General features: G+C 42.2%; 4 protein-coding genes. 3 read left to right on the forward strand and 1 reads right to left on the reverse strand.

The window, feature by feature from the left end; translation table 11 throughout:
* Positions 1-292 precede the first annotated feature (292 nt).
* Positions 293-424, reverse strand: a complete 132-nt coding sequence (locus BSG1_RS20650; protein WP_083802934.1) for a YpzI family protein — start codon at positions 422-424, stop codon at positions 293-295.
* 102 nt (positions 425-526) lie between these two features.
* Between BSG1_RS20650 and BSG1_RS19060 the strand changes: the two genes are divergently transcribed.
* From BSG1_RS19060 to BSG1_RS19070, 3 genes are read left to right on the forward strand one after another with little or no spacing between them, the layout of a single operon-like run.
* A complete protein-coding gene (locus tag BSG1_RS19060; RefSeq protein ID WP_006838870.1) occupies positions 527-1,147 on the forward strand; it encodes a YphA family membrane protein in 621 nt (206 codons plus the stop codon).
* Positions 1,144-2,040: a YIEGIA family protein gene (locus BSG1_RS19065; RefSeq protein WP_006838871.1), complete on the forward strand. Its 897-nt coding sequence runs from the start codon at positions 1,144-1,146 to the stop codon at positions 2,038-2,040. Before BSG1_RS19060 ends, BSG1_RS19065 begins: the two co-directional genes overlap by 4 nt.
* Positions 2,037-2,225 (forward strand): capping complex subunit for YIEGIA, encoded by a 189-nt coding sequence (locus tag BSG1_RS19070; protein WP_006838872.1) that lies wholly within the window; start codon positions 2,037-2,039, stop codon positions 2,223-2,225. The genes BSG1_RS19065 and BSG1_RS19070 overlap by 4 nt, the downstream gene beginning before the upstream one ends.
* The last annotated feature ends 136 nt before the right edge of the window (positions 2,226-2,361 follow it).

The following is a 2,361-nucleotide window of genomic DNA, read 5'->3' on the forward strand; positions in this document are numbered from 1 at the left end:
AATTGAAAAATTTCAAAAAATAATAATTAGAAAGCCGGCCGATGGTGGTCGGCTTTTTTGTGTTTTCTTAAGAACAGAGGAATGATCCAAATTTATTGGTGAGTAGGTAAATCTAGTCAATTAATCGAAGGAAAGGTCAAAATCTAAGTGGTAGGAAGAAAGATTCGATCAATTAAACAAGCGAATGGTTCAAATCTGTGGGCAGAAATGACAACCAAGTCACTCCCCACTTAAAATCCAACCAACGTAATGACCCCCGCTGTTTCCGTGAACAGCGGGGGTCTTTTTTCTATTACCTCTGTCTCCGTCTCGACTCCTCAGGGCTTTCCAATCTCGTTGCTCCTGCTTTTTCCAGTGACTGGTCTCTGTCCGACTCGACTCGGCCGCTTTGTCTAAGCTTTTTCTCCTGGCGATCTTTTCCCATTGTGCCACACCTCCTGTCATTAAGTTTTTCTATAAGTATTTCAAGTATGCATGAATGGATTACATAAAGATTTTCCATAATGGAATAATAGGAGGTAGATACATGGATGGTTTGTATTTTTTATGGGTGATGTGGGCAGGGTGGATTTTCACCACCTTTTTGCTGGATAAAAACCATTACTGGCGGTTAAGGGGTTCTGCAGCTGTTCTTATTTTGATTATAAGTTTTCCTTTTGGGATAAGTCTGTCCGGAATTCAAACGGGTGTGGCAACTGTTCTAATTTTTCTTTATTCAATGGTTTTCATTAAAGATTTTTCTCTGTCCGAAAAGCTTTACTTGTTTTTAGCGAGTTTTATCATAGGGGTGTCTTACTCCAGCCTGGTTCTTTTATCATTCTACGATCCGATCATATTGATCGCCGATAAAAAGATCATGGTGACAGCCATCCTTCTTGTTCTTTCTCTTTTGCTTTATGGAGAGCGCAAGCTTTTTATAAAGCGGATGCTTGCCATCATCATTGGTATGGTTACCGGTGAGTGTTTGACGGGAGCCGTTTTTTTGCAAAACAAAATACCTTATCAGATAGGAGGACATTTTTTTCTTGACGTGCTTTCTGTAATTGTGATTACCGGGCTTGCCCTGAATCTATTACAGTTCTTAACTTATGCACAATCAACTATCGTTAAATCTGCACTCAAAAAAGGAGAAGTTAAGAATATATGAATGAATATGTTTATCCTGTAGTCTTCGGTGTATTTATTGGAACACTAACACGTATTTACATGCTAAGAACCGACTATCGGCAGTACCCCACTTATTTACATGGGAAGATCATACATATTGCTTTGGGGTTCATTGCGGCAGGGCTGGGGACCATTGCCGTTCCTGCCTTAATAGAAGAGAACTTCACGGCTATCACATTTTTGACAGTGGCAGCCTCCCAGTTCAGGGATGTCAGGAATATGGAAAGAAACACATTGACTGAACTGGATGCATTTGAATTGGTGCCTCGCGGGGCAACGTATATTGAGGGAATAGCGATTGCTTTTGAAAGCAGAAACTACCTTGTCATATTTACATCCCTGCTGACAACCCTGGCGTATTTGCTCGTGAATTTCTGGGCGGCCCTTGTGGTTGGGATTATTGGGATTATTCTTGCTCACCGGCTTATGGCTGGAGGGAAATTGAAGGATATAGTCAATATTGAATTTGTCCAGCCGCATTTTGATGGGGCGGGGCTGTATGTTGATAACATTTATATTATGAATATCGGTTTACCTGCCAGGCAGGAGGAAATATTAAGGTATGGAATGGGTTTTTTGCTGACTCCAAAGTCGTTTGATTCCAGGTCAACCATTGCTAACCTCGGGCAGCGTCAAGCGATTTTGCATGATATGTCAACAACTTTAGGGATATATAAGGATTCCGGGACACCGGCACTCACGCCCCTTGCCAAAAGGGACCTTGATGATGGAAGGGTGGGCGTGTTTGTCCTTCCTCAGGAAAAAGATGTTGAGAAAGCGATAGCAGTGCTCGGGCAGGTGCCGACCCTTGAAAATGCGATCAGGATGCCGACTGAATCAAAAGCAAATGAAAAGGGGAGGAAACTTGAATGAGTACAGTCGATAAATTTATATTGGCAGCTGTGACAACCTACCCTGAGAAAGTGCCCAGCGGAACAGCGGTCTTCCATTGCCGGACACAAGAACAGCTTGAAAAGGTATCAGCCAACCTGGAGGCCATATTAGATGGCATTGCCCATGAAATAGATGACGGTCTATTCATCATCGTAAGGCATTAGAACTTACGGCCGGAATGTCTTCATTGTGTTCAACCAGACAGTTAAAGCAGTGGAACATTTAAGATTGATTGCTAGAATTTGCATTTACTGATAAAATAACGAAGTTAAGGGGGCTGGCCTGTAAGGAGAAAATACC

This window comes from Bacillus sp. SG-1, assembly GCF_000181495.1.
Taxonomy (GTDB): Bacteria; Bacillota; Bacilli; order Bacillales; family Bacillaceae_B; genus Rossellomorea.

Excerpts from the sequence above, each read along its gene's own strand:
- BSG1_RS20650 (WP_083802934.1), bottom strand. The coding sequence starts at position 424 with ATGGGAAAAGATCGCCAGGAGAAAAAGCTTAGACAAAGCGGCCGAGTC.
- BSG1_RS19060 (WP_006838870.1), top strand. The coding sequence starts at position 527 with ATGGATGGTTTGTATTTTTTATGGGTGATGTGGGCAGGGTGGATTTTC.
- BSG1_RS19065 (WP_006838871.1), top strand. The coding sequence starts at position 1,144 with ATGAATGAATATGTTTATCCTGTAGTCTTCGGTGTATTTATTGGAACA.
- BSG1_RS19070 (WP_006838872.1), top strand. The coding sequence starts at position 2,037 with ATGAGTACAGTCGATAAATTTATATTGGCAGCTGTGACAACCTACCCT.